General features: G+C 55.6%; 23 protein-coding genes. 12 read left to right on the top strand and 11 right to left on the bottom strand.

Annotated features, from left to right (window positions below; genetic code table 11):
• Positions 1-116: 116 nt before the first annotated feature.
• Complete coding sequence (locus DK872_RS01260) at positions 117-1,253, bottom strand: D-alanyl-lipoteichoic acid biosynthesis protein DltD (RefSeq protein ID WP_079518045.1); 1,137 nt, start codon at positions 1,251-1,253, stop codon at positions 117-119.
• 353 nt (positions 1,254-1,606) lie between these two features.
• Here DK872_RS01260 and DK872_RS01255 point away from each other — a divergent pair, with 353 nt between their 5' ends.
• Both DK872_RS01255 and DK872_RS01250 read left to right on the top strand, forming a co-directional pair.
• Positions 1,607-2,353, top strand: coding sequence for a MipA/OmpV family protein (locus DK872_RS01255; RefSeq protein WP_007374594.1), 747 nt, complete (start codon positions 1,607-1,609; stop codon positions 2,351-2,353).
• Between the two features lie 91 nt (positions 2,354-2,444).
• Entirely contained in the window at positions 2,445-3,302 is an 858-nt protein-coding gene (locus DK872_RS01250; protein ID WP_079518044.1) for an aldo/keto reductase, read from the top strand.
• 45 nt (positions 3,303-3,347) lie between these two features.
• On the opposite strand, the gene DK872_RS01245 is transcribed toward DK872_RS01250, so the two are convergent.
• Together DK872_RS01245 and gapA are read right to left on the bottom strand one after the other, a co-directional pair.
• Positions 3,348-4,232 carry a D-hexose-6-phosphate mutarotase gene (locus tag DK872_RS01245; protein ID WP_079518043.1) on the bottom strand — a complete coding sequence of 295 codons (885 nt, stop codon included), beginning with the start codon at positions 4,230-4,232 and terminating at the stop codon, positions 3,348-3,350.
• Between the two features lie 76 nt (positions 4,233-4,308).
• Complete coding sequence (gene gapA / locus DK872_RS01240) at positions 4,309-5,304, bottom strand: glyceraldehyde-3-phosphate dehydrogenase (protein WP_007374597.1); 996 nt, start codon at positions 5,302-5,304, stop codon at positions 4,309-4,311.
• Positions 5,305-5,647: 343 nt separating this feature from the next.
• Between gapA and msrB the strand changes: the two genes are divergently transcribed.
• Both msrB and DK872_RS01230 read left to right on the top strand, forming a co-directional pair.
• Entirely contained in the window at positions 5,648-6,061 is a 414-nt protein-coding gene (gene msrB / locus DK872_RS01235; protein WP_007374598.1) for a peptide-methionine (R)-S-oxide reductase MsrB, read from the top strand.
• Between the two features lie 38 nt (positions 6,062-6,099).
• Positions 6,100-6,375 carry a YeaC family protein gene (locus DK872_RS01230; protein ID WP_007374599.1) on the top strand — a complete coding sequence of 92 codons (276 nt, stop codon included), beginning with the start codon at positions 6,100-6,102 and terminating at the stop codon, positions 6,373-6,375.
• Positions 6,376-6,464: 89 nt separating this feature from the next.
• On the opposite strand, the gene pncA is transcribed toward DK872_RS01230, so the two are convergent.
• From pncA to sppA, 3 genes are all read right to left on the bottom strand, one after another.
• Positions 6,465-7,106 (bottom strand): bifunctional nicotinamidase/pyrazinamidase, encoded by a 642-nt coding sequence (pncA, locus tag DK872_RS01225; RefSeq protein ID WP_007374600.1) that lies wholly within the window; start codon positions 7,104-7,106, stop codon positions 6,465-6,467.
• Between the two features lie 10 nt (positions 7,107-7,116).
• Positions 7,117-8,133, bottom strand: coding sequence for an asparaginase (ansA, locus tag DK872_RS01220; RefSeq protein ID WP_007374601.1), 1,017 nt, complete (start codon positions 8,131-8,133; stop codon positions 7,117-7,119).
• Between the two features lie 61 nt (positions 8,134-8,194).
• Positions 8,195-10,048 carry a signal peptide peptidase SppA gene (sppA, locus tag DK872_RS01215; protein WP_161517955.1) on the bottom strand — a complete coding sequence of 618 codons (1,854 nt, stop codon included), beginning with the start codon at positions 10,046-10,048 and terminating at the stop codon, positions 8,195-8,197.
• Between the two features lie 162 nt (positions 10,049-10,210).
• Here sppA and DK872_RS01210 point away from each other — a divergent pair, with 162 nt between their 5' ends.
• The gene (locus tag DK872_RS01210) at positions 10,211-10,762 is read left to right on the top strand and encodes an NAD(P)H nitroreductase (protein WP_007374603.1); all 552 of its coding nucleotides are present in this window, start codon (positions 10,211-10,213) and stop codon (positions 10,760-10,762) included.
• Between the two features lie 62 nt (positions 10,763-10,824).
• On the opposite strand, the gene phoC is transcribed toward DK872_RS01210, so the two are convergent.
• Positions 10,825-11,571, bottom strand: coding sequence for an acid phosphatase PhoC (gene phoC / locus DK872_RS01205; RefSeq protein WP_007374604.1), 747 nt, complete (start codon positions 11,569-11,571; stop codon positions 10,825-10,827).
• Positions 11,572-11,850: 279 nt separating this feature from the next.
• On the opposite strand from phoC, the gene selD reads away from it, so the two are divergent.
• Both selD and DK872_RS01195 read left to right on the top strand, forming a co-directional pair.
• On the top strand, positions 11,851-12,894 hold the full coding sequence (gene selD / locus DK872_RS01200) for a selenide, water dikinase SelD (RefSeq protein ID WP_161517946.1): 1,044 nt from the start codon (positions 11,851-11,853) through the stop codon (positions 12,892-12,894).
• Between the two features lie 3 nt (positions 12,895-12,897).
• Entirely contained in the window at positions 12,898-14,847 is a 1,950-nt protein-coding gene (locus DK872_RS01195) for a DNA topoisomerase III (protein ID WP_161517939.1), read from the top strand.
• Between the two features lie 70 nt (positions 14,848-14,917).
• Here the strand turns inward: DK872_RS01195 and gdhA are convergent, their stop codons facing one another.
• A complete protein-coding gene (gdhA, locus tag DK872_RS01190; protein ID WP_072440555.1) occupies positions 14,918-16,261 on the bottom strand; it encodes an NADP-specific glutamate dehydrogenase in 1,344 nt (447 codons plus the stop codon).
• Between the two features lie 234 nt (positions 16,262-16,495).
• On the opposite strand from gdhA, the gene DK872_RS01185 reads away from it, so the two are divergent.
• The gene (locus DK872_RS01185) at positions 16,496-16,780 is read left to right on the top strand and encodes a DUF1496 domain-containing protein (protein WP_064567046.1); all 285 of its coding nucleotides are present in this window, start codon (positions 16,496-16,498) and stop codon (positions 16,778-16,780) included.
• Here DK872_RS01185 and DK872_RS01180 read toward each other — a convergent pair.
• From DK872_RS01180 to xthA, 3 genes are read right to left on the bottom strand one after another with little or no spacing between them, the layout of a single operon-like run.
• Positions 16,746-17,162 carry a pyrimidine (deoxy)nucleoside triphosphate diphosphatase gene (locus DK872_RS01180; RefSeq protein WP_035886124.1) on the bottom strand — a complete coding sequence of 139 codons (417 nt, stop codon included), beginning with the start codon at positions 17,160-17,162 and terminating at the stop codon, positions 16,746-16,748. The genes DK872_RS01185 and DK872_RS01180 overlap by 35 nt on opposite strands.
• A complete protein-coding gene (locus DK872_RS01175; RefSeq protein WP_107146217.1) occupies positions 17,140-18,009 on the bottom strand; it encodes a sulfurtransferase in 870 nt (289 codons plus the stop codon). The genes DK872_RS01180 and DK872_RS01175 overlap by 23 nt, the downstream gene beginning before the upstream one ends.
• A gap of 4 nt (positions 18,010-18,013) precedes the next feature.
• Positions 18,014-18,820, bottom strand: a complete 807-nt coding sequence (xthA, locus tag DK872_RS01170; protein WP_007374611.1) for an exodeoxyribonuclease III — start codon at positions 18,818-18,820, stop codon at positions 18,014-18,016.
• Between the two features lie 434 nt (positions 18,821-19,254).
• Between xthA and DK872_RS01165 the strand changes: the two genes are divergently transcribed.
• From DK872_RS01165 to astB, 4 genes are read left to right on the top strand one after another with little or no spacing between them, the layout of a single operon-like run.
• Positions 19,255-20,475, top strand: a complete 1,221-nt coding sequence (locus tag DK872_RS01165) for an aspartate aminotransferase family protein (RefSeq protein ID WP_007374613.1) — start codon at positions 19,255-19,257, stop codon at positions 20,473-20,475.
• Positions 20,472-21,506: an arginine N-succinyltransferase gene (astA, locus tag DK872_RS01160; RefSeq protein WP_107146216.1), complete on the top strand. Its 1,035-nt coding sequence runs from the start codon at positions 20,472-20,474 to the stop codon at positions 21,504-21,506. The genes DK872_RS01165 and astA overlap by 4 nt, the downstream gene beginning before the upstream one ends.
• Entirely contained in the window at positions 21,503-22,981 is a 1,479-nt protein-coding gene (astD, locus tag DK872_RS01155) for a succinylglutamate-semialdehyde dehydrogenase (RefSeq protein ID WP_107146215.1), read from the top strand. Before astA ends, astD begins: the two co-directional genes overlap by 4 nt.
• The gene (gene astB, locus DK872_RS01150; RefSeq protein WP_161517935.1) at positions 22,978-24,303 is read left to right on the top strand and encodes an N-succinylarginine dihydrolase; all 1,326 of its coding nucleotides are present in this window, start codon (positions 22,978-22,980) and stop codon (positions 24,301-24,303) included. Before astD ends, astB begins: the two co-directional genes overlap by 4 nt.
• Positions 24,304-24,305 lie beyond the last annotated feature (2 nt).

The raw sequence follows: 24,305 nt of genomic DNA, 5'->3' as shown, positions 1-24,305 counted from the left end.
GAACTTTTGATATTCAAAGTGCACTTTTAAATTCATGCTTTCATCAACAGAGGACCACGCGATAATGGTGACCGCCAGTAAGAGGTAAAGGAAAAACAGGCGAATAGCGTATTTCATCATTTAAAACTCTCAACAATAAAGCGGTCCATCGGAACCCATGCGAGGTCGGTAGGATGCAGGCGATCCCAGTTCCAGCCGTTCTGATAGGGCATTGAATACATATCAAGATACGGGATCTGATTTTCTTTCAGAATGGCCGTCGTCTGTGTTACTGCAGGCTGTACGAGTTCGGGGTTTTGCACCGCGCGCCGGTTAATCGCATCGATAATGACTACCACCTGGACGTGGTGTTCTTTCAGCAACTGGATCATGGCGCGAAACGCTTTCATTTGTTCGGGTTCAACGGGCGAGTCGTCCCACACTTCCGGTTTTTCGCCCGGTTCATAGACAGTTTTATCCATCCACAAGGTATCGGCGCTTTCCTGACGCGCTTCGTTCAGTTTGCGGGCATGAGCCAGTTCGCGATCCCAATCCGGTGTGATGGCAACGGCAGGTTGCACCGGCCAGGGCCGCGCAGGTGAAGGGACAATATGCAGCATCGCCAGCCAGTCGTTTTTTATCAGCGTGCAAAAATTGTCAAACTCATAACTGACTTCTTGCCAGATATTGTCCAGGTCCCAGCCAGAGATTTTCATTTGTGCAAACGTTAAATGGCTGGTTTCCTTTTTATCTATTTTGCGCAAGTAATTGACCAAAAATGGGCGAGTCTGTTCATCCTGCATTAATGGATTAAATACGGGCGCCGGGAAATTGTTAGCGAAAATAGTGGGAGGCACACCAGTAGAATAAAAGCTGTCGGGGGCCAGTAGTAAAACCACTTTACTGTTTGCGTTAAGGGAATCTTTAAAGCGTGACAGCAAAAGAAAATGGGTGATGCTGTCATCAAAACTGTCGCCAAATGCAACTACATTACGATGTAAATCATTGTTCAGATAATTATATACAGCGTAAGGCTCATCTTCAGAGGTGGCTACCTCCGATGCACCAATGAAAAAAATCGCATTGCCCTGTAATGCATGGGAAATAGTCGCTATTTTTTCCGCCTGTTCTTTTGTCGTTCCGTCCATAGATTCGATCAGCGGCTGGAATTTAAGCGGCGGGGCATAACTGTTCATCAGTGGATGAATACAAAGGAACAGGACGGCAAGAAGTGCCATCAGGATATGTAGGCAAAAAGTATTTTTGATTTTCATTATAAACGTGAAATTACTTGATGTTCTTATGTTTCAAAATTGTTGTTTTTTTAAGTTCACAGACAAAGGAAACTTTGTTTCCGCGACACTATATACCAGCCGCAGGGGAATGATGAGTATTGCCGTGTAACAGTATGTACAGCGCGTCATTTATCGCCAGTAATTCCAGAAACGGCTCACCGCAGTTTTGCTGAGCCGGGGGCAGCAGCGTTTTGTCACACCGGATATGCCAGGCGAGGTGTTATGAACAGTTAGCGTCTTTTTTGTAATGCTCAGGTAAAAAAATTTGGGTAGGATGTCGTGGGCGGTTAAACTTCTTGCGCCAATTATTTGACTACAGGAAAGAAAGGACTGTGACCAAACTCAAACTCCTGGCACTGGGTGTGCTGACTGCAGGTTCCGCTTTTGCGGCGAATGCAGAAAATACCTTTTCCCTGGGCGCTGGTGTCGGCGTCGTGGAAACGCCGTACAAACAGTATGACAGGGATGTACTGCCGATTCCGGTGATCACCTATGAAGGCGATGATTTCTGGTTTCGTGGCATCGGTGGCGGCTACTATCTGTGGAATGATGATGCGGATAAGCTGTCGATTACGGCCTACTATTCACCGTGGCAGTTTAAACCGAAAGACAGTGATAACAATCAGTTACGCCAGTTAGATCGCCGTAAAGCGACCATGATGGCGGGGCTATCGTATATTCACAACACGCCGTATGGTTTCCTGCGCACCACGCTTGCTGGCGATGTGCTGGATAACAGCAACGGTATCACCTGGGATGCCGCGTGGTTGTACGCATACCACAACGGCGGTCTGACGGTGACTCCGGGGATTGGCGTTGAGTGGAATAGCGACAACCAGAATGAGTACTATTATGGCGTCTCCGCTTCTGAAGCGCGTCGCAGCGGTTTAAACAGCTACGATCCAGACAGTAGCTGGAACCCGTATCTTGAGCTGAGCGTCAGCTACCGCCTGACCGATAGCTGGAGCATCTACGGCACCGGCCGCTATACCCATCTGTCGGATGAAATAAAAGACAGTCCGATGGTGGATAAATCCTGGGCGGGTTTGTTATCCACGGGTGTCACTTACCGTTTCTGATTGTGCATTTGAATAGCGTAATCTGTGCATTAAAACAGGGCCTTTGGCCCTGTTTTGTTTTACGGTGGTGCATTTATCGCAGGGGGAGAAGATGGCAGAGAAAAACATCGTTTTTACCGGTAACGCAACGCTACCCGCGATCGGCCAGGGCACCTGGTACATGGGTGAAAATTCACGCATGCGGGCAAAAGAAGTGGATGCGCTACGTGCGGGCATCGATCTGGGGCTGACGCTGATTGATACCGCCGAAATGTACGCGGAAGGTGGTGCTGAAGAGGTGGTCGGCGAAGCACTACAGGGCGGTTTGCGCGATAAGGCGTTTCTGGTTTCCAAAGTTTATCCGTGGAATGCGGCGGGTAAAAAAGCGATCGCGGCCTGTGAAGCGAGTTTGCGTCGCCTGAAAACCGATGTGCTCGATCTCTATCTGCTGCACTGGCGTGGCAACTACTCGCTTGCTGAAACGGTAGAGGTGATGGAAACGCTGATGCAGCAGGGCAAAATCCGCCGCTGGGGCGTCTCTAACCTCGATTACAGCGATATGCAGGAACTTTCCCGCGTCAGCGGCGGTGAGGCTTGCGCTACCGATCAGGTGCTGTATCACCTCGGCTCCCGCGGGATTGAATTCGATTTACTGCCCTGGTGCCAGCAGCAGGCGATGCCTGTCATGGCGTATTGTCCGCTGGCGCAGGCCGGGCGTCTGCGGGATGGTTTACTGGAAAGCCGTGTGGTGCAGGATATTGCCCATGCGCACCGCGCCAGCGCGGCGCAAATTCTGCTGGCGTGGGTTATCAGTCATCAGGGGGTGATGGCAATACCCAAAGCGGCGAGCGTGGCGCACGTCGAGGAAAATGCGGCAGCGTTGAAAATCGTGCTCAATGCGGATGATTTGGCGCGACTCGATAATGCGTTTCCGGCGCCCAACCGTAAAACACCGCTCGATGTTGTGTAATAACGTGCTTTAACCCTCTCCCGGCGGGAGAGGGTAGGCAGCGGATCAGCGTTTAACCACGCGGATGCTCTGTGCCAGGCGGGACGGTTTTTCGGCGGTCGCTTTTTGCGCGATGGTCGCATTGACTGATTCCACGCAGACAAAGGTTTTATAACCATCGTCCGGCATGTCGGCCATGCTGACGGAGAGCGCCGGACCCGGGTTCCAGGCCACCACGTTGGCGTTATGGCTGTGAGTCACTTCAATCGTGCGGTTCAGCGCGGCATCATGAATCAGACTGCAACCTTCAGCATTCAGATAGACGCGATCGGTACGATCCGGGAAGGTCTGTACGCCATCGGCCAGCACATCTTCTTTTGCGTCATTCACTTTATCGATAAAGCGATCGCCCAGGCCGCTCACTTTCACCGCGGCGATATCACCAACGTTGAAATAGGTGTGCAAGGCGGAGGTGGTTTCAAATTCACCGTGGGCTTCCAGCTCAATTTCACAGGTTGCGCCCAGTTTATAACGTGCATACAGAGTAAAGTCGTGCGGCCAGAATTTGCGCGAGGCATCGCTGCTTTGCAGTTCAAAAGTCAGTACCACGCCGCTTGCATCTTCGTTGTGCGCTTTCAGCGTCCACGGCAGATTGCGCGCAAAACCGTGCGCAGGCAGGCCTTGCTGTTTTGCCGGGCCAAACCACGGCCAGCACACCGGAATACCGCCACGGATTGCGACGCCATCTTTAAACGGGGTGTTGCCGCTCAGCCACAGGACTTCTTGTTCGCTCTGCGGTTTCCAGGAGAGCAGATGCGCGCCCTGTAAGGTAAAGGCGGCTTTAACCTGCGGATGTTCAACGACTAACACATCCAGTTCGTCCATTTTACGGCGGGTAAGCGTTGGGGTAATTTTTTCGAGTACCGGAAGTGCAAAAATTTTTGTAATCATTAACGCAATCCTCTGTCTTGAAAACAAAAAAAAGAGCGACCGAAGTCGCTCTTTCAGATCATGTTCTCATCTCAACTTATTTGGAGATGTGAGCGATCAGGTCCAGAACTTTGTTAGAGTAGCCAGTTTCGTTGTCGTACCAGGAAACCAGTTTCACGAAGTTGTCGTTCAGTGCGATACCAGCTTTAGCATCGAACACGGAAGTGCAAACTTCACCGTTGAAATCGGTAGATACAACGTCGTCTTCGGTGTAACCCAGAACGCCTTTCATCGGGCCTTCAGAAGCGGCTTTGATGGCTTTCTTGATTTCTTCGTAAGACGCTGCTTTTTCCAGACGAACAGTCAGGTCAACAACAGATACGTTCGGAGTCGGAACGCGGAACGCCATACCAGTCAGTTTGCCGTTCAGTTCCGGCAGTACTTTACCTACAGCTTTAGCAGCACCGGTAGAGGACGGGATGATGTTCTGGGATGCGCCGCGGCCGCCGCGCCAGTCTTTGTGAGACGGGCCATCAACGGTTTTCTGAGTTGCGGTGGTTGCGTGAACAGTGGTCATCAGACCTTCGATGATGCCGAAGTTGTCGTTGATAACTTTAGCCAGCGGAGCCAGGCAGTTGGTGGTGCAGGATGCGTTGGAAACGATGTCCTGGCCAGCATATTTGTCGAAGTTCGCGCCGCGAACAAACATCGGAGTGTTGTCTTTGGACGGACCAGTCAGAACCACTTTTTTCGCGCCAGCAGTGATGTGCTTACGAGCAGTTTCATCGGTCAGGAAGATACCGGTAGCTTCAGCAACAACGTCAACGCCGATTTCGTTCCATTTCAGGTTAGCCGGATCTTTCTCAGCAGTAACACGGATGGTTTTACCGTTAACAACCAGGTTGCCGTCTTTCACTTCTACGGTACCGTTGAAACGGCCGTGAGTGGAGTCATATTTCAGCATGTACGCCATGTAGTCAGCGTCCAACAGATCGTTGATACCAACGATTTCGATGTCAGAACGTTCCTGAGCAGCACGGAAAACAATGCGACCGATACGGCCAAAACCGTTGATACCTACTTTGATAGTCATATATTCCACCAGCTATTTGTTAGTGAATAAAAGGTTGGCTGTAAAATTACAAAAACCGTACGCAGCGTCAAGCGGAATCGTGTCAATCATTGCGACAAATCAATCCTCCGCATAACCTTTGTTCGACTGACTCGCCTCACTCTTCCTTTGAGCATCCTCCCCATATGGAGGCGCCGCGTGGGATTTTAAAGGTCAGACAGGATAAAAATGTGAAACACATCACAATTACCTGGCTGCTTTATCGCAACTGCTAAGTTTAGAACAAAAGTTAGCACCCTAGTGTTAATGTTTTGTTAGAATCGTTGGAAAAAATGGTCTTACTTTTACCGCGAGATGTGAGCATATGGCGAATAATTCCTCCGAAGACGACCTGAAAAAAGAACTGACTGAAATGCAGTTTTATGTGACGCAAAATCACGGCACAGAACCCCCTTTTACGGGCCGTCTGCTGCATAACAAACGCGATGGCGTTTACCATTGCCTGGTGTGCGATGCTGCGCTGTTCAATTCTCAAACCAAGTACGATTCTGGCTGCGGCTGGCCGAGTTTTTTTGAGCCGGTAAGTGAAGACGCGATCCGCTACATCAATGACTACTCCCACGGTATGCAGCGCATAGAAATTCGCTGCGGGAAATGTGACGCGCATCTGGGCCATGTCTTCCCGGACGGCCCGCAGCCGACCGGAGAGCGTTATTGCGTGAACTCCGCCTCGCTGAGTTTCATGGATGATGAAGACGGTAGCCAGACTCGTGGTTGAAAAATCGATTCAGCTATTATTCCACGGAGATGAGTAATATGGATCTCGAACAAATTGTTAACAGTATGACGCCAGAGATCTACCAGCGACTGGCGACGGCCGTTGAATTAGGAAAATGGCCAGACGGCGTGGCGCTGACGCCGGAGCAAAAAGAGAACAGCCTGCAACTGGTGATGTTATGGCAGGCGCGCAACAACACGCAGGCGCAGCACATGACCATCGACACCAACGGGCAAATGGTGATGAAAAGTAAGCAGCAGTTGAAAGAGGATTTCGGCATTGCGCCGAAGCCGATCGCGACATTTAAGTCATAAGCGTCGCGCAATGCCAGAGGGGGGCTTCGCCTTATCTGGCCTGTAAAACTGTAAGCCGGACGGCAACAGCTGCCATCCGGCTTTGTCTCTCAGGCGTGTGTTTCCTGCCAGTCCGCCAATGTATAGAGCGTGGCGCCTTCTACCGCCATCTCCATAAATGCCTGCGTGCTGTCCTGCGGCTGAATATTGACACCCCGGCAGCCGTCGCTGATCACGCTGACCTCGTAGCCCAGTTGCAGCGCATCCAGCACGCTGAATTTGACGCAGTAGTCGGTGGCCAGCCCCAGCACGATTAACTCGCGAATACCGTGCTGTTGCAGCCAGCCATGCAGCGCCGTAGCTTTGCGGTGATCGTTATCGAAAAACGCACTGTAACTGTCGATGTTCGGATCTTCACCTTTGCGGAACACCTCATCAATAGCCTGCTGATTCAGTAATGGGTGCAGCGCAGCGCCGTCACTGTTCTGCACACAGTGATCCGGCCAGAACGTTTGCGCTAAGCCGTCCAGCTCGCCGGTGCTGAACGGCGCAACACCGTGCTGGCTGGCAAAGCTGCCGTGATCGGCGGGGTGCCAGTCCTGGCTTGCCAGTACCGCATCGCCACGGGATTTGCACCAGTCGATCAGGGTATTGGCAATATCCACAGTGCTGTCGCCTTCGGCCACGGCCAGCGCGCCGCCAGCGCAAAAATCATTCTGGATATCGACCAACAGCAGAGCACGTTGCGTCATACAAGCCTCCTCATTCATCCGGCGTCAGTTCACCGCGCAGATTTTGCATCATGGCGGTACGGATCGCGTCCGCATCAAGCTGCTGGCTCAGCAGGTAGTGCAGTTTGGTCAGCGTGGCTTCGACGGTCATATCCGCGCCGCCAATCACCCCGGCATGGGCGAGAGCGTTGCCGGTGGCGTAGCCACCCATATTCACCTTGCCGGACATACATTGTGTCAGGTTAACCACCACGATGCCGCGCGCGCTGGCATCCTGCAAGGCTTTCAGGAACTCGCTGTTTTGCGGCGCATTTCCCACACCATAGGAGCGCAGAATCAATGCTTTTACCGGCTGAAGCAGGAAATTACGCACCACATCGGCGGAGATCCCCGGATAAATCGTCACCACGCCAATCGGCTGTGGGGTGATAGGGTGTACGATCAAATCTCCCACTGTATGCGGTGCTGGTGGCGTATTGAGTCGGCGAATGTGAATGCCGGCTTCCAGCAGCGGCGGCAGGTTCGGCGAAGCGAAAGCATCAAAACCGTCCGCATGCGCTTTGGTGGTGCGGTTACCGCGATAGAGGCGATTGTTGAAGAACAGCGTCACTTCGTTAATCGGGAAGTTTGCCGCCACATACAGCGCGTTCAGCAGATTAATTTGTCCGTCGGAGCGAAGCTCGGCGAGTGGGATTTGTGACCCTGTCACAATGACCGGTTTGCCAAGATTTTCCAGCATAAACGACAGTGCTGACGCGGTGTACGCCATGGTGTCGGTGCCGTGCAGAATGACAAAACCGTCGTACTCGTCGTAGTGCGTTTTCACATCATCAGCAATATGCTGCCAGTCTTCCGGCGTCATATCGGAAGAGTCCATCAGCGGGGCATATTCGTGAATGGTGAAATCCGGCATCTCCGGGCGATGGAACTCCGGCATCAGCGCCAGTTGACGTTGCAGGTGGCCGGAAACCGGCACATAACCGTGTTCTGAGCGTTGCATACCGATGGTACCGCCGGTGTAGGCAACGTAAATAGATTTCTTTTGCATGGTTTCGTTCTTGCCGCATCTAAAAAAATCCCCTCCGGTGGAGGGGACGTGTGAGGTGAGTTTAGCGGATATTGGCGCAGTTCAGACAGAGGGCGTAACGATTTTGTGGATCGTTAAACACCGCCAGTTTGTCCGTTTCGGCTTTTACTTCCTGCGCAGCGCTGGCCAGCGGCGCAGGCAGATAAGCCTGCAATGCCTGCGGCAGCATCACGCGCACGGAGCCAGTCATGCTGTCCATTACCCGATCAAAGAAGCTCGGCTCCTCTTCGTAGTAATCCACATGCCACTGCTTGAGTTTCGCCAGTTCCGCGGCTTTCGCCAGCGCATCGTCGAAATCGCCCAGCGCATCAACCAGACCGTTGTTTTTCGCATCCTGGCCTGTCCAGACGTGACCCTGGGCAATCTTATCGACCTGCTCAGGCGTGCTATTGCGTGACTGCGCGACCAGCGTGATAAAGCGTTTGTAGCCATTATCGATGCTCAGTTGCATCATCTGCTGCACTTCGTCAGGCAGCGCTTTGGTCATACTGACATCCGCCAGCGGTGACGTGGCGACGCCGTCGGTGTGCACGCCAATGGTATCGAGGCTGTTTTCCAGCGTATTGATCACGCCAAAAATACCAATCGAGCCGGTCAGGGTGCTGGCATTGGCGATGATGTAATTCGCCGGGGTCGAGATCCAGTAGCCGCCAGAGGCCGCCATGCCACCCATCGACACCACCACCGGTTTGCCAGCCGCTTTTGCCGCTGCCAGTTCAGAGCGGATGATTTCGGAAGCACTGACGCTGCCGCCAGGGCTGTTCACCCGCAGGACGATCGCCTTCACTTTTGGATCAAGACGTGCGTCGCGGATCTGCGCGGCTGTGGTATCGCCGCCGACATTCCCCGGTGTTTCTTCGCCATCCATGATCGCCCCGTTCGCGAAGATCACGGCAACGGTGCCGCCGACATCGCTCGGTTTCTTCGTCTGATAGTCATACATGCTGACAGCGCGGAAGTTTTTATCTTCGCTGCTCCAGCCAAACTGTTTGACCATCGCTTTTTCGGCCTCGGCAGCGGAACCCAGCTCATCCACCAGCTTGTTGTCGAGCGCGTATTTTGCCGTGTCGCCATCGGCTTTGCGCAGACCGTTCAGCATCGCCTGCGCACCAGGGAAGACCTGTTGTGCTGTGATCTGGCGGTTTGCTGCAACGGTATTAAGGTAGTTTTGCCACAGCTCATTGATCCAGCGGCTGTCCGCTTCGCGCGCGGCAGGGGACATATCGTCACGAATAAACGGCTCAACGGCAGATTTATACGTGCCAACGCGGAACACATGCGTGGTGACTTTCAGCTTATCCAGCAAGGTTTTGTAGTAGAGGCCGTTGGTGGCGAAACCGTGCAGATCCACCACGCCCTGCGGCGACAGCCAGATCTTATTGGCGAAGCTGGCAAGGTAATACTGGCCCTGACTGTAGTTATCACCGATGGCGTAAACCGGTTTACCGCTGTCGCGGAACGCGCGCAGCGCTTTACCGATGTACTGCATTGAGGGTTGATCGGCGCCGGCGAAGTTTTTCAGATCCATCACAATACCGGTGATATTGCGATCGCTCTGCGCCTGTCGAATGGTCTCAACGATATCAAACAGCGAATTCTCCTGAAGGCGATCGGAACTGGCGCCAAAGAGCTGGCGGCCCAGTGCACCAAGACGTCCGCTGGTTGAAGTTTTATCGACCACTACGCCGGTGATATCCAGCAGTAATGCGCCGCGATTACTGTGCTCGGTTTTGCTGTCGCTTACCTGCATCCAGATTCCGACGCCCACCAGAACCAGCAAGATAAAGAACAAATTCAATACCAGATTGCGGATAAAGTTCAGCAATCGCCAGCTCCATCGAAAAAAAGCGGCAATAAAACGCCAAAGTGTTCGCATGTATTCTCCCTGGTTTGTTTAGGCCACCGCTGCCCGGGCGGCGAAGTGTGGTTATCCTAATTATCCCGCCGCCTCTTGTCAGCAGGAATCGCCTGCGGCGCTGTAACAAATTCTACGTCCGTGTTAATTTTAAGAATAAATTTTAATACAGGAGTTTAACTAATGGATGCACTTGAACTGCTCGTCAACCGTCGTAGCGCGTCACGCCTGGCGGAACCGGCACCAGCGGGTGAACAACTGGATAACATTCTGCGTGCCGGTATGCGCGCACCCGATCATGGTACGCTGCAACCGTGGCACTTTTTCGTTATCGACGGCGAAGGGCGCGAACGCTTCGGTAAGGTGCTGGAGCAGGGCGCAATTGCGGCAGGCCAGGATGAGAAGGGCATTGAGAAAGCGCGCACTTCGCCGCTGCGCGCGCCGCTGATTATTACCGTGGTCGCGAAATGTGAAGTGGGTCATAAAGTGCCGCAGTGGGAACAGCTGCTTTCTGCCGGTTGTGCCGTGATGGCGATGCAGATGGCGGCGCTGGCTCAGGGGTTCAATGGCATCTGGCGTACCGGCCCGCTGACCGACAGCCCGCAGGTGCGCGAGGCGTTTGCCTGCCGCGAGCAGGACAAAATCGTCGGCTTCCTGTATCTCGGCACGCCGCAACTGAAAGCCTCCACCACCGTTACGGTTCCGGATATCGCTCCGTTCGTCACGCGTTTTTAATCACCACATCTATTCACAGGCCGGATGGCGCTAACGCTTATCCGGCCTGCGTTATTAATTTGCTACTTATTCTTCGCAGCAAACTCCGCTTTGGCTTTCTGCAATTGTTGCTGGAATGCCGGGCTGGTGTGTAGCGTGGCGACAACGGCAGAACCGACGATCCGCGCGGCATCAACATCACTCTGCCAGTGGTAGCCGCAGATCACCCGGCTTTGCCCCAGATCGTAGCCGCGTTTGAGGATCTGATCCTGGCGCTGCGGGTTAATTTCTGCGAGCACCAGCGCCGTTGCCCAGCCAATTGAGGTGTGTCCGGAAGGGTAGGAGCCGTTTTTCGACAGTGCATCCTGCTCTTTGGTATTGCAGGTCGGCACACCATAGAAGGCAAACGGGCGGATGCGCATGTACTTCTGTTTAGCACCGCGCGTCGCCAGATCGCCCGCATCCTCAATCATATTGGTCAGCAGCTTATGCAACTGCGGGGAATCTTTTTCGGTAATCGGTGAACCGAATGCCGTTGAGAAGGCATTGGCGACGCCGCCGCTACTCAGGTTGGCGTCTTCCGCAGCCTGTTTGCCACGTTCAGTGTTGCGCAGCAGGCGGCCTTGTTCATACATCGCCTGATCGTTGAGAAACGCAATGCTGCCTACTTCCGGCGGTGGCGGCAGCAACGCCAGGCTGTCAATCGCCTGCGCATTTTTCAGGTAGTAGAGGTCTGGTTTGGTGGTGGCATCGTTGCCCGCAGGGACAAGCGCAAAGGTATTAACAGAGAACAAACTGGCAATGCAGAGGGTAAGTAAACGTCTTTTCATTAGTGATTCCTTTAATTATCAATAACATCCTCAGTTGAAAAGATAAGTAATATTTCTGTCATATAACAGTAATAAATAAACTCACGGTTTAAAAAATTGCTCTGTATCGCAAAATGGCCGATGTATTGAGTTCAGTGATGTTATGTGGCGACATACTCAGCAGCGAAATGCTGTTATTCGTTCGCTTAATGAGCAACAGCGCGTGAATTCAGACACGCAGACTTACCACCATGCCGTTTGGGCGCTACCATAGCGGGATTGCAATGACAGGAGATGTCCATGAGCGAGCAAACCATTCGTTTAACGCAATACAGCCACGGAGCCGGTTGCGGTTGTAAAATTTCCCCCAAAGTGCTGGATACCATTCTGCACAGCGAGCAGGCAAAGTTTCTCGACCCGAATCTGCTGGTCGGTAATGAAACGCGCGACGACGCCGCGGTTTACGATCTCGGTAACGGCACTTGCATTATCAGTACCACCGATTTTTTCATGCCTATCGTCGATAACCCGTTCGATTTTGGCCGTATTGCGGCAACCAACGCCATCAGCGATGTCTTTGCGATGGGGGGAAAACCGATCATGGCGATTGCCATCCTCGGCTGGCCGCTCGATAAACTGCCGCCGGAAATTGCCCGTGAAGTGATCGATGGCGGGCGCTTTGCTTGCCAGCAGGCGGGTATTGCGCTGGCGGGCGGTCACTCTATCGATGCGCCGGAGCCGATTTTCGGTCTCGCCGTGACCGGCGTGGTGCCGACAGAGCGCGTGAAGAAAAACAGCACCGCGCAGGCGGGCTGCAAACTGTTCCTCACCAAACCGCTGGGCATTGGCGTATTAACCACTGCCGAGAAAAAATCCCTGCTTAAGCCGGAACATGTTGGCCTGGCAACGGAAGTGATGTGCCGGATGAATATTGCGGGCGCAGCCTTTGCGAATATCGACGGGGTGAAAGCGATGACCGATGTCACCGGCTTTGGCCTGCTCGGCCATCTGAGCGAGATGTGCCAGGGTGCTGGTGTGCAGGCGCAGGTGAATTATCAGGCTGTGCCGAAACTGCCGGGTGTCGAAGAGTATATTGCCAAAGGCGCCGTGCCGGGCGGCACGCAGCGCAACTTCGCCAGCTATGGTCATCTGATGGGCGAAATGCCTGCGCCCGTGCGCGATCTGCTGTGCGATCCGCAAACCTCCGGCGGCCTGCTGTTGGCGGTGTCGCCGGAAGCGGAAAACGAGGTGAAAGCCGCGGCGGCAGAGTATGGCATTGAACTGAGCGCCATTGGCGAGCTGGTCAGTGCTCGCGGCGGTCGTCCGATGATCGAGATCCGTTAATTCATGCGGTTATTTATTGCCGAAAAGCCCAGTCTGGCCCGCGCCATTGCCGATGTGTTACCCAAACCGCATCGCAAAGGCGACGGCTATATTGAGTGCGGTAATGGTCAGGTGGTGACCTGGTGTATCGGTCACCTGCTGGAGCAGGCGCAGCCGGATGCCTACGATAGCCGCTACGCCCGCTGGAATCTGGCGGATTTGCCGATTGTGCCGGAAAAGTGGCAGTTGCAACCGCGCCCGTCGGTGCTGAAACAGATCAATGTCATTAAACGCCTGCTCGCGGATGCCGAGCAGGTGGTGCACGCGGGTGACCCGGATCGCGAAGGGCAGTTGCTGGTGGACGAGGTGATCGACTACCTGCAACTGGCGCCGGAAAAACGCCAGCAGGTGCAACGCTGCCTGATTAACGATCTCAACCCGCAGGCGGTGGAGCGCGCGATCGAACGCCTGCGCGCCAATAGCGAGTTTATTCCGCTGTGCGTATCGGCGCTGGCCCGCGCCCGCGCCGACTGGCTGTACGGCATCAACATGACCCGCGCGTATACGCTGCTGGGGCGCAACGCCGGTTATCAGGGCGTGCTCTCGGTTGGCCGCGTACAGACGCCGGTGCTCGGGCTGGTGGTGCGCCGCGATGAAGAGATCGAAAACTTCGTGGCGAAAGATTTCTTTGAGGTGAAAGCGCATATCGTCACGCCTGCCGGAGAGCGCTTTACCGCCCTGTGGCAGCCGAGCGATGCCTGCGAGCCGTATCAGGATGAAGAAGGGCGTCTGCTGCATCGTCCGCTGGCGGAACATGTGGTCAGCCGCATTACCGGCCAGCCAGCGCTGGTTACGGCGTATAACGATAAGCGCGAATCGGAACTGGCGCCGCTGCCGTTTTCCCTTTCGGCGTTGCAGATTGAAGCGGCGAAACGCTACGGTCTCAGCGCGCAAAATGTGCTGGATATCTGCCAGAAGCTGTACGAAACCCACAAGCTGATTACCTATCCGCGTTCGGATTGCCGTTATTTGCCGGAAGAGCACTTTGCCGGGCGCCATGCGGTGATGAATGCAATTGGCGCGCATGCGCCGGATCTGCTGCCGCAGCCGGTGGTCAACCCGGATACGCGCAACCGCTGCTGGGATGACAAAAAGGTCGATGCGCACCATGCCATTATTCCGACCGCGCGGGCATCGAAAATGAATCTCAGCGATAACGAAGTCAACGTTTATAACCTGATTGCCCGCCAGTATCTGATGCAGTTCTGCCCGGATGCGGTGTTCCGCAAATGCCAGATCGATCTGGATATCGCCAACGGCAAGTTTATCGCCAAAGCGCGTTTCCTGGCGGAAGCCGGCTGGCGAACGCTGTTGGGTTCGAAAGAGCGCGATGAGGAGAACGATGGCACGCCGCTGCCGGTGGTGGCGAAAGGCGACGAGCTGCTGTGCGAGAAGGGCGAAGTGGTGGCCCGTCAGACGCAGCCGCCGCGCCACTTTACCGACGCCACATTGTTGTCGGCGATGACCGGTATCGCCCGCTTTGTGCAGGATAAAGAGCTGAAAAAGATCCTGCGCGCCACCGACGGGCTGGGGACGGAAGCAACGCGCGCCGGGATTATCGAGCTGCTGTTTAAACGCAGTTTCCTGGTTAAAAAAGGGCGCTACATCCACTCCACCGAGCCGGGACGGGCACTGATCCATTCATTGCCGGAAATGGCGGCCAGACCGGATATGACGGCGCACTGGGAGTCGGTGCTGACGCAAATCAGCGAAAAAGAGTGCCGCTATCAGGACTTCATGCAGCCGCTGGTCAGCACGCTGCATGAGTTGATCCACCAGGCGCGTAATACGCCGGTGCGTCAGTTCCGTGGCCTGGTTGCGCCGGGCGGCGAGAAGAAAAAAACGTTTGCCAAAGGACGGAGTAAAAAACGCCCGCCATCAACTGAGGCGGGCGGCGACGCTGTTGTGTCGTAGGCCGGATAAAGCCTGTATGCCGCCATCCGGCAATGAATGCCTGATGGCGCTTCGCTTATCAGGCCTGGGGTTAAATCACACCCTGCGCCAGCATCGCGTCGGCGACTTTCACAAAACCGGCGATGTTGGCGCCGCGCACATAGTGCGTCTGTTTACCTTCACCGCCGTATTCGACGCAGGCCTGATGAATATCAAGCATGATGTGGTGCAGACGGGCGTCCACTTTCTCTGCTTTCCAGCTTAAACGCGCGGCATTCTGTGCCATCTCCAGCCCGGAAGTGGCTACGCCGCCCGCATTGGCGGCTTTACCCGGCGCGAACAGCACGTTTGCTTCAAGGAACAGTTCGGTCGCCGCGATAGTGGTGGGCATATTCGCCCCTTCGGCCACCGCTTTCACGCCGTTGGCGATCAGCACGCGTGCTGCATCCACATCCAGTTCATTCTGCGTGGCGCACGGCAGCGCGATATCCACGGGCACGGACCACGGTTGCTGGCCCTGCAGATAGTTCAGGCCAAACTCCCGCGCATAGTCGGCGATCCGGCCATCGCGGCTGGCTTTGATTTCACACAGACGGGCCAGTTTTTCCGCCGTAAAACCGGCTTTATCAACGACAGTGCCGCTGGAATCAGAAGCCGTGATCACGCGCGCGCCAAGGGACATCGCTTTTTCGATGGCGTACTGCGCCACATTGCCGGAACCGGAAACCGCCACGCGCATCCCTTCAAAACCGAGACCGTGGCGTTTCAGCATCGCTTCGGTGAAGTAAACCAGGCCGTAGCCGGTGGCTTCCGGGCGGATCAAACTGCCGCCGAACGTCAACCCTTTGCCGGTGAAGACGCAGGCGGTGTTGTTGGAGAGTTTTTTCATCATCCCGGCCATAAAGCCGACTTCACGCGCACCGACGCCGATATCGCCCGCCGGAACGTCGGTATCCGCGCCGAGATGGCGGTACAGTTCGGCGATCAGCGCCTGGCAAAAACGCATCACTTCGCCGTCGCTTTTGCCTTTCGGATCGAAGTCGCTGCCGCCTTTGCCGCCGCCCATTGGCAGGGTGGTCAGCGCGTTTTTAAAGGTCTGCTCGAAACCGAGGAATTTCAAAATCGACAAATTCACTGACGGGTGAAAACGCATCCCGCCTTTGTAGGGACCAATGGCGGAGCTGAACTGTACGCGCCATGCGCGGTTGACCTGCACCTGGTTGCGGTCATCAACCCAGGCCACGCGAAACTGGATCACGCGTTCCGGTTCAACCAGCCGCTCCAGCAGCGACAACTGGCGATAGCGCGGGTTAGCTTCAAGAAACGGCCAGAGGGTGGTCATCACTTCGCGCACGGCCTGGGCGAACTCCGGCTGGTGCGGATCGCGCTGCTGAACATAACCGAGGAAGGATTCAAGAGAGTGGGTCTGATCCATAGATATAAGCTTCTCTTATTTTTAGGTGAAGTTGTTGTGATTGTGGTGCGCAAAAAACGGGCACTTTCGGACTATAACATCCGTAATGGTGCATGCCGCAAAGGAAAATGCCCCACACCAGGCAAATTAATAATCTGCGCATCGTCATAACGAAAAACGATGATTGAGGAAACTAAAGCTGTGGGAAATAGATCCGTTATAGTAATACATGGCGTCAATCAGAAAGGAAGAGTTATGGCCCGTTTATCGTGGATAGCAGCATTACTGGTGGTAGCAGCGGGCAGCGCGCTGGCCGAACGTTTACCCTCGCCGGGAATTGAAGTGAATGTCCCCCCGGAAGTCTTTAGCTCCGGCGGGCAGACGCAAACCACGCAGCCGTGCATCCAGTGCTGCGTGTATGGCAATCAAAATTACAGTGAAGGCGCGGTGGTGAAAGCCGAAGGCGTGCTGTTACAGTGCCAGCGCGATGAACGCGCCATTTCCACTAATCCGCTGGTCTGGCGTCGCGTGAAGCCATAAACGCTTCCAGTAGCGGGATATCCGCTGGCGCCAATGCCTGTTTCAGGGCGTCAGCGGGTTCGCACCACAGCAAGGCGCTGTGATAGTGGCGGGTTGGCTCACCGTGAAAGGCAACAACGTGCCACGCATGCAGATGGATCATCCGCCCGGACACTTCCCGCTGGTGGCTGGCGACATAACGAGCAGGCAGGGCATCAATACCCAGTTCCTCGCGCAGCTCACGCGTTAGCGCCTGCGGCTGCGTCTCCCCGGCTTCCACCTTGCCGCCAGCAAACTCCCATAGCCCGGCTTGATCTGCGTGCGGCGGGCGCTGCGCCAGCAAAATTTTGCCATCGCGCTCGATGATCGCCGCGACCACCTCAACTGTTTTCAGGGTTGTCATCCGTCTGTTCCATTTTCTGCTGCTGGCTCCACTCGAACCAGCCGCCATCATACACGGCGATCTTCTGCCAGCCGAGTGCGCGGGCAAGCAAAAATGCCAGCGATGCGCGCCAGCCGGTACCGCAGTAAAAAATTACCTGTTGATCGGCGGTGATGCCTTGCTGCTGCCACAATGCGGCAATCTCTTGCGGGGAGCGTACAGTGCCATCCGGATGATGGTAATCCGTAATAAACTGACTGTTGCCGCCAGCGTGTCCCCAGCGCGCGCCGGGAATATCACCAGCGGTGGAAATATAGTGATACCCGCTGCTGTTGCCGCTGAATTCATCCCAACTGCGTACGCTGATCAGCACGGTTTCTGGCTGCGCCATTCGTTGCCGGGTTTGCGCCAGGTTAAGTAAAAAGTGTGGCCGTGCAGGGAACGGCGCGCCGAAATCCTGCGCGGTGATGGCGGGCGGCAGGTCGCTCGTTTGCCGCAGCCCTGCGCGTTGCCAGCTCTGCCAGCCGCCATTCAGCAGACGGACATCGTTAACGCCCGCGTACAGCAGAATATGCGCCAGCCGCTCGGCAGCATAGTTACCGCGACCGTAGAGAATGACAGTCATATCGCTGCGTAGACCGTAGCGGGACAGCACCGCGCGCAGTATTTCGGGCGGTACCACATTCCACAGCGGCAGGCTTTCGACAAGTTGGGTGTCAATGTAATGCGCGCCGGGAATGTGCCCGGCGCGATAGGTTGGCTCGGCGTTATAGCCGACTTCCAGCAGCCGCCATGTTTCGGCTGGCGGATTGTGTTGCAGTAAATCGTCCAGCCACTGCGCGGTAACCCACGGATTGCCGGACGTCATGGCATCAGACCTTAAATTTGGCCCATACCGGCGCGTGATCGGACGGTTTTTCCATGCTGCGAATGTCGTAATCAATCCCGGTTTCGATGCAGCGCTCGGCCAGCGGCTGGCTCGCCAGCAACAGATCGATGCGCAGGCCACGGTTGTCATCAAAGCCTTTGGAGCGGTAATCAAACCACGAGAAGCGATCGTTGGTTTCCGGGTTTGCTTCGCGGTAAGTATCCACCAGACCCCAGCCCTTCAGGCGCTCCATCCATTCACGCTCTTCCGGCAGGAACGAGCATTTCCCGGTGCGCAGCCAACGCTTGCGGTTCTCTTCGCCGATGCCGATGTCCAGATCCGTCGGGCTGATATTCATATCGCCCATGATCAGTACCGGGTTCTCTTTTTTCAGCTCGGTTTCGAGGAAGGTTTGCAGATCCTGGTAGAACTTCTCTTTCGCCGGGAATTTCAGCGGATGGTCGCGGCTTTCGCCCTGCGGAAAGTAGCCATTAATCACGGTGATATTGCCGAGAGGCGACGGGATTTCCGCCATGATAATGCGACGCTGCGCCTCTTCGCCGTCGTTGGGAAAGCCGCGACGTACGGAAACCGGCGTATCTTTGGTCAACAGCGCAACGCCGTAGTGACCTTTTTGCCCGTGATAAAAGACGTTGTAACCCAGTCGCGCCACCTCTTCGAGCGGAAACATATCGTCATGGACTTTTGTCTCCTGCAGACCGATTACGTCCGGCTGATGCTGCTCGACAAGCGCTTCCAGTTGATGAGGCCGGGCACGCAGGCCGTTGATATTAAAAGAGACAAATTTCATAGTCGCCGCCACTTAGCAGTAAAAAGATGCACAGATGTTAGCAGAATTTACATTTAACCACCGCCACTTATTGATATTGCTGTTACTGATGAGCAAAAAACGCGTCGGTTGCCCTGGTTTGGTGCGCGCTGCGCCGAAATGGGGCAGTGCGTGAAGATTAATTTCGCTGATGATCACAGTTCCAGAATTAAATATTCTTATTGCATAAACCCGCGCCTCCGATCGCCCATCACCTCGCCTGGATATACATTTATTCACTTTTTATGCATTTTATGTGAATAGCGACAGGCTGTAAGTTGCTGATATTTCGTTGCTCCAGGACGTTTATGCATTTTTATCGCTGGCTGGCACGAACTGTGCAATCTACATTTACAGCGAGAATGTTCATGTTCATTAACATTTATTCAACTTTTTATTTACCGGATGAGGTCGCTATGTCTACGTCAATTACGCGTGAAAATTTTGATCAATGGATGTTGCCTGTCTACGCGCCAGCGCCTTTTATTCCGGTTCGCGGGGAAGGGTCGCGTTTATGGGATCAACAGGGCAACGAGTACATCGATTTTGCCGGGGGGATTGCGGTAAACGCGCTGGGCCACGCCCATCCCGCATTGTGCAAGGCTCTGAGCGAGCAAGCGGCGAAGTTCTGGCATACCGGCAATGGCTATACCAATGAGCCGGTACTGAAGCTGGCGAAACGGTTGCTGGATGCCACGTTTGCCGATCGCGTTTTCTTCTGTAACTCCGGCGCGGAGGCGAATGAAGCGGCGCTGAAACTGGCACGTAAATATGCCCACGACACTTTCGGCCCGCAGAAAAGCGGCATTGTGGCTTTCAAAAATGCTTTCCATGGCCGCACGCTGTTTACCGTCAGCGCTGGCGGGCAACCGGCCTACTCGCAGGATTTTGCGCCGTTGCCGCCGCAGATCCAGCATGCGGTTTACAACGATCTGGCTTCCGCCAGCGCACTGATCAATGACGACACCTGCGCGGTCATTGTTGAACCAATGCAGGGGGAAGGTGGTGTGCTCCCGGCCAGTCAGGCCTTTTTACAGGGCTTGCGCGATCTCTGTACCCGTCACAACGCGGTGCTGATTTTTGATGAAGTGCAGACCGGCGTCGGCCGCACCGGCGAACTGTATGCCTATATGCACTATGGTGTGACACCGGATGTACTGACCACCGCGAAAGCATTGGGCGGCGGTTTCCCGATTGGCGCGATGCTCACCACTGAAACCTTCGGCAAAGTGATGAATGTGGGTACACATGGCACGACCTACGGCGGTAATCCGCTGGCGGGCGCAGTTGCTGGTGCGGTGCTGGATATCGTCAATACGCCGGAAACACTGACCGGTGTGAAACAGCGCCACCAGTGGTTTGTTGAGCAGCTGACGGCGTTCAACGATCGCCATCCTCTGTTCAGTGACATTCGCGGCCTCGGGCTGCTGATTGGCTGCCAACTGGTGGCGGAACATGCCGGAAAAGCGAAACAGATTTCGCAACTGGCGGCAACGGAAGGGGTGATGGTGCTGATTGCCGGTGGCAACGTGGTGCGCTTTGCTCCGGCGCTGAATATCAGTGAAGAAGAGGTTCGCACCGGGCTTGCGCGCTTTACCCGCGCCTGTGAAAAATTCCTTGCGGAGAACGTATCATGATGGTGATCCGTCCTGTCGCGGCAAGCGATCTACCGGCGCTGATGAAGCTGGCCGGGAAAACCGGCGGTGGGCTGACATCGTTACCAGCCGATGAAGCGACGCTGGCCGCGCGTATTGAGCGTGCCCGCCGCACGTGGCAAGGGGAGTTGCCGAAGGGCGAGCAGGGCTATGTTTTTGTGCTGGAAGAGACGCAAAGCGGTGAAGTGGCCGGGATCTGCGCCATCGAAGTGGCGGTGGGGCTTAACGATCCCTGGTATAACTACCGCGTGGGGACTCAGGTTCATGCGTCGAAAGAGTTGAATGTCTACAATGCGCTGCCAACGTTATTTCTCAGTAACGATCACACCGGCAGCAGCGAGCTGTGCACGCTGTTTCTCGATCCGGCCTGGCGCAAAGAGGGCAACGGCTATCTGCTGTCGAAGTCGCGCTTTCTGTTTATGGCGGCCTTTCGCGATCGCTTTAACGAAAAAGTGGTGGCGGAGATGCGCGGCGTCATCGACGAGCATGGTTACTCGCCGTTCTGGGAGAGCCTGGGAAAACGTTTCTTCTCAATGGAATTCAGCCGTGCTGATTATCTGTGCGGGACCGGGCAGAAAGCGTTTATCGCCGAATTGATGCCCAAACATCCTATTTATACCCACTTCCTCTCCGACGAGGCGCAGGCGGTTATTGGCGAGGTGCATCCGCAGACCGCGCCAGCACGCGCGGTGCTGGAGAAAGAGGGCTTTCGCTACCGCAATTATGTCGACATTTTTGATGGCGGGCCGACGCTGGAATGCGATGTTGACCGGGTGCGGGCGATCCGCAAAAGCCGGCTGGTTACCGTGGCGCAAGGGCAGCGCGCGCCGGGAGAGTGGCCAACCTGCATGGTGGCGAATGAGCAATACGAGCAATTTAGAGCCATGCTTATCAAAGCGGATCCCAACACGGAGCGGCTGCTGTTAAGCGCCGCAGAACTGGATGCGTTGAAATGTCAGCCGGGCGATACCGTGCGGCTGGTTCGCCTGTGTGCCGAGGAGAAATCACAATGAGTTTATGGATCAATGGCGACTGGGTAACCGGTGAAGGTGAGCGTCGGGTGAAAAGTAATCCGGTAAGCCATGAAGCGCTGTGGCACGGTTTTGATGCCAGCGCCGCACAGGTCGAAGAGGCGTATCGGGCTGCGCGTAACGCTTTTCCGGCATGGGCGCGCGAACCTTTCTCCGTGCGCCAGGCGGTGGTGGAAAAATTTGCCAGCCTGCTGGAAGCCAATAAAGCCGCGCTGGCGGAAATCATTGCCCGTGAAACCGGGAAACCGCGCTGGGAAGCAGCGACCGAAGTAACGGCGATGATCAATAAAGCCACCATTTCCGTGAAGGCTTATCACACGCGAACCGGCGAACAGCACACGGAAATGGCCGACGGCGCAGCAACGTTGCGCCACCGTCCGCATGGCGTTCTCGCCGTTTTCGGGCCCTATAATTTTCCAGGCCACTTGCCGAACGGCCATATTATTCCGGCGCTGCTGGCGGGCAACACGCTACTGTTCAAACCGAGCGAACTGACGCCGTGGAGCGGCGAAGCGGTGGTTAAACTGTGGGAGCAGGCTGGTCTGCCCGCCGGGGTGCTCAATTTAGTGCAGGGCGGACGCGAAACCGGGCAGACGCTGAGTGCGTTGCCGGGGCTGGACGGTTTGCTGTTCACCGGTAGCGCCAATACTGGTTATCAATTGCATCGCCAGTTGGCGGGTCAGCCGGAGAAGATCCTCGCGCTGGAAATGGGCGGCAATAACCCGCTGATCGTCGAAGATATTCAGGATATTGATGCCGCCGTACATCTGGCTATCCAGTCCGCTTTTATTACCGCCGGACAGCGCTGTACCTGCGCACGACGTTTGCTGGTGAAACGCTCAGCAGAGGGCGATGCTTTCCTTGCGCGGCTGGTGGAGGTGAGCGCACGTCTCACGCCGCAGGCATGGAATGCAGAACCGCAGCCGTTCCTGGGCGGTTTGATCTCCGCGCAGGCCGCGCAGCATGTGCTGCACGCGTGGCAGGAGCATGAAGCGCGCGGCGGCAAAACCTTGCTGGCGCCACGTCTGCTGGAAGAAGGCACTTCACTGCTGACGCCGGGCATTATTGAGATGACCGGAGTGGCTGACGTGCCGGATGAAGAGGTGTTTGGCCCGCTGCTGTGCGTCTGGCGTTATGACGATTTCGATGAAGCCATCGCGCTGGCGAACAATACCCGTTACGGGCTCTCCTGTGGGCTGATTTCCCCGCAGCGCGAGAAGTTTGATCGGCTGTTGCTGGAAGCGCGCGCCGGGATTGTTAACTGGAACAAACCACTGACGGGCGCGGCCAGTACCGCACCATTCGGCGGTGTGGGCGCTTCCGGTAACCATCGCGCCAGCGCCTGGTATGCGGCGGATTACTGCGCATGGCCTATGGCGAGCCTTGAATCTGCCGATCTGACCCTGCCGCAAACGCTCAGCCCGGGTCTCGATTTTTCCCGCGAGGAACAACCATGAAAGCGCATGAAGTGAACTTTGATGGGCTGGTCGGCCTGACGCACCACTATGCCGGGTTGTCATTCGGCAATGAAGCCTCGACCCGGCACCGTTTCCAGGTCTCCAACCCTAAGCTGGCAGCGAAGCAGGGGCTACTGAAAATGAAGGCGCTGGCCGATGCCGGTTTCCCGCAGGCGGTGATCCCACCGCATGAGCGCCCCAATGTGCCGGTGTTGCGCCAGTTGGGATTTAGCGGCAGCGATGAGCAGGTGGTCGAAAAAGCCGCAGCGCAGGCGCCGCAAATCCTCTCTTCCGCCAGTTCGGCATCGGCGATGTGGGTTGCCAATGCCGCCACGGTTTGCCCGTCGGCGGATTCCGCGGATGGCAAAGTCCATCTGACGGTGGCGAATCTCAACAATAAATTCCATCGCGCGATCGAAGCGCCGACCACTGAAGCGCTGCTGCGGGCGATTTTCCGCGATGAAGAGACATTCAGCGTGCATTCGGCGCTACCGCAAGTGGCAATGCTGGGCGATGAAGGTGCCGCTAACCACAACCGCTTTGGTGGCGACTATGGCGATCCGGGCGTCCAGCTTTTTGTCTATGGGCGCGAAGAGGGCAGCACGCTTGCACCGACACGCTATCCGGCTCGTCAGACGCTGGAAGCCAGCCAGGCGGTGGCGCGTCTCAACCAGGTTCGCCCTTCGCAGGTGGTGTACGCCAGGCAAAATTCCCAGGTCATTGATCAGGGCGTGTTCCATAATGATGTTATTGCTGTTTCCAATCGCCAGTTACTGTTTTGCCACGAGCACGCCTTTGCCGATCAAGCGCAACTGCTGGCGGAGTTACGCCGTCGCGTGCCGGGTTTTATGGCGATCGAAGTGCCGCAGCAGGCGGTATCGGTTGCCGATGCGGTGTCGACTTACCTGTTCAATAGCCAGTTGCTGAGCCATGAAGATGGTCGCATGGTGCTGGTGTTGCCGCAGGAGTCGCGGGAGCATGAAGGCGTCTGGCGTTATCTGAACCAGTTGCTGGCGCAGGATAACCCGATCGCTGAGCTGAAGGTGTTCGATCTGCGCGAGAGTATGGCAAACGGCGGCGGCCCGGCGTGCCTGCGCTTGCGCGTAGTGTTAACCGGGGCGGAACAGCAGGCGGTAAATCCGGCGGTGATGATGAACGATACGTTGTTCGCCACGCTCAATGACTGGGTTGAACGCCACTATCGCGACCGTCTGACACAGGCAGATCTTGCCGATCCGCAGCTGTTGCGGGAAGGGCGGGAAGCGCTGGACAGACTCACGCAGTTGCTGAACCTCGGTTCTGTTTATCCCTTCCAGCGTTAACC

The sequence above is a fragment of the Kosakonia sp. MH5 genome, assembly GCF_009935945.1.
Taxonomy (GTDB): domain Bacteria; phylum Pseudomonadota; class Gammaproteobacteria; order Enterobacterales; family Enterobacteriaceae; genus Kosakonia; species Kosakonia radicincitans.
The sequence above is the reverse complement of the archived record's forward strand: the minus strand, read 5'-3'. Positions and strand labels throughout refer to the sequence as shown.

What these genes read in the sequence shown, in the direction of transcription:
- DK872_RS01210 (WP_007374603.1), top strand. Translation starts at nt 10,211, where the DNA reads ATGGATGCACTTGAACTGCTCGTCAACCGTCGTAGCGCGTCACGCCTG.
- DK872_RS01185 (WP_064567046.1), top strand. Translation starts at nt 16,496, where the DNA reads ATGGCCCGTTTATCGTGGATAGCAGCATTACTGGTGGTAGCAGCGGGC.
- DK872_RS01230 (WP_007374599.1), top strand. Translation starts at nt 6,100, where the DNA reads ATGGATCTCGAACAAATTGTTAACAGTATGACGCCAGAGATCTACCAG.
- astB (WP_161517935.1), top strand. Translation starts at nt 22,978, where the DNA reads ATGAAAGCGCATGAAGTGAACTTTGATGGGCTGGTCGGCCTGACGCAC.
- ansA (WP_007374601.1), bottom strand. Translation starts at nt 8,133, where the DNA reads ATGCAAAAGAAATCTATTTACGTTGCCTACACCGGCGGTACCATCGGT.
- DK872_RS01245 (WP_079518043.1), bottom strand. Translation starts at nt 4,232, where the DNA reads ATGATTACAAAAATTTTTGCACTTCCGGTACTCGAAAAAATTACCCCA.
- pncA (WP_007374600.1), bottom strand. Translation starts at nt 7,106, where the DNA reads ATGACGCAACGTGCTCTGCTGTTGGTCGATATCCAGAATGATTTTTGC.
- DK872_RS01195 (WP_161517939.1), top strand. Translation starts at nt 12,898, where the DNA reads ATGCGGTTATTTATTGCCGAAAAGCCCAGTCTGGCCCGCGCCATTGCC.
- astA (WP_107146216.1), top strand. Translation starts at nt 20,472, where the DNA reads ATGATGGTGATCCGTCCTGTCGCGGCAAGCGATCTACCGGCGCTGATG.
- xthA (WP_007374611.1), bottom strand. Translation starts at nt 18,820, where the DNA reads ATGAAATTTGTCTCTTTTAATATCAACGGCCTGCGTGCCCGGCCTCAT.
- DK872_RS01165 (WP_007374613.1), top strand. Translation starts at nt 19,255, where the DNA reads ATGTCTACGTCAATTACGCGTGAAAATTTTGATCAATGGATGTTGCCT.
- gapA (WP_007374597.1), bottom strand. Translation starts at nt 5,304, where the DNA reads ATGACTATCAAAGTAGGTATCAACGGTTTTGGCCGTATCGGTCGCATT.
- DK872_RS01260 (WP_079518045.1), bottom strand. Translation starts at nt 1,253, where the DNA reads ATGAAAATCAAAAATACTTTTTGCCTACATATCCTGATGGCACTTCTT.
- astD (WP_107146215.1), top strand. Translation starts at nt 21,503, where the DNA reads ATGAGTTTATGGATCAATGGCGACTGGGTAACCGGTGAAGGTGAGCGT.
- DK872_RS01175 (WP_107146217.1), bottom strand. Translation starts at nt 18,009, where the DNA reads ATGACGTCCGGCAATCCGTGGGTTACCGCGCAGTGGCTGGACGATTTA.
- msrB (WP_007374598.1), top strand. Translation starts at nt 5,648, where the DNA reads ATGGCGAATAATTCCTCCGAAGACGACCTGAAAAAAGAACTGACTGAA.
- DK872_RS01250 (WP_079518044.1), top strand. Translation starts at nt 2,445, where the DNA reads ATGGCAGAGAAAAACATCGTTTTTACCGGTAACGCAACGCTACCCGCG.
- selD (WP_161517946.1), top strand. Translation starts at nt 11,851, where the DNA reads ATGAGCGAGCAAACCATTCGTTTAACGCAATACAGCCACGGAGCCGGT.
- DK872_RS01180 (WP_035886124.1), bottom strand. Translation starts at nt 17,162, where the DNA reads ATGACAACCCTGAAAACAGTTGAGGTGGTCGCGGCGATCATCGAGCGC.
- gdhA (WP_072440555.1), bottom strand. Translation starts at nt 16,261, where the DNA reads ATGGATCAGACCCACTCTCTTGAATCCTTCCTCGGTTATGTTCAGCAG.
- phoC (WP_007374604.1), bottom strand. Translation starts at nt 11,571, where the DNA reads ATGAAAAGACGTTTACTTACCCTCTGCATTGCCAGTTTGTTCTCTGTT.
- sppA (WP_161517955.1), bottom strand. Translation starts at nt 10,048, where the DNA reads ATGCGAACACTTTGGCGTTTTATTGCCGCTTTTTTTCGATGGAGCTGG.